The sequence below is a fragment of the Gluconobacter sp. P5H9_a genome (genome assembly GCF_018812085.1).
Classification (GTDB): domain Bacteria; phylum Pseudomonadota; class Alphaproteobacteria; order Acetobacterales; family Acetobacteraceae; genus Gluconobacter.
This window is the reverse complement of sequence record NZ_JACRVW010000044.1, coordinates 1-819: the sequence shown is the minus strand read 5'-3', so window position 1 is coordinate 819 and position 819 is coordinate 1. Positions and strand designations below refer to the sequence as shown.

At 60.7% G+C, this 819-nt stretch carries 2 protein-coding genes; one reads left to right on the top strand and one right to left on the bottom strand.

Translation table 11 applies throughout. The annotated features are described in order from the left end of the window. On the top strand, positions 1–367 hold a 367-nt coding region (locus tag KP708_RS15375; protein WP_252348108.1), incomplete at its 5' end, for a hypothetical protein. A 206-nt stretch (positions 368–573) separates the two neighbouring features. Here the strand turns inward: KP708_RS15375 and KP708_RS15370 are convergent. After that, the coding region (locus KP708_RS15370) for a hypothetical protein (protein WP_215757233.1) at positions 574–819 on the bottom strand (246 nt) is incomplete at its 5' end.

Here is an 819-nt window from a genome sequence, read left to right as displayed (position 1 = left end):
GGCTATGTTCCCTAGTCACGAAGCAATGGCCGAGAAGTCAGGCGCCCGCCGCCGGACGGTTATCAATGCTCTGAATCGGGCCTATGCGCTCGGCATCGTGAAGCACACGCCCCGCTATCAGTATGATCGCCAGCTTGGGAAGCGGGTGCGGACATCGAACGCATCTGAGATCGTTCTGTCGGCACTCCAGCAGGTGGCGCAGGCGGCCCGGAACTTCATGCGGACAGTGCGTGCTCACCTAAGTGCCAGACCTGCACAGGAACGTCCTTCTAGTTCTTTTTTAAGACCTGAAAGAGTCTTTCAGCCCCCCCAGATGACCCATGCGGAGATGGTCGCATGGTGTCTGAAGGAAGCGAAAGCCACCTGACGGCACCTAAGTGCAAGACCGCATTCTGACCTAAGTGCAAGCCAGTCTGACCTGAGTGCAAACGCATGTCCGGACGCCCTGACGGGCGGGCGACGCCGCTCCCGCGCTGCGCTCGCTCCGGCCTTGGAAGGACGGAAAAACCGGGCAAGAGGGGATTTGCTCAAGGGGTAGGAAGTGAGGCGGCAGCGAGACCGGCAGAGCCTCACCTAGAAGGCCGCAAGTCCTGACTGGGCGTAGGCTTCTGCTTCATTCCAATCTGCTGAATGCTCTATGTGGTTGGACGTAGCTGCACGAGGACGGGTGAGCGTTGCCGACCATCGCGCGGCCTCTTGGAGTGGGTCAGCCGGTCGGAGAAGCCGGAACAGGTGGGTCTGTGACCATGCCCATGTTCCGGCCGGGTCGATGCGTGCCAGTGGTGGTGAGACGAAACAGCAGTCAGACGGGCAGAGAAC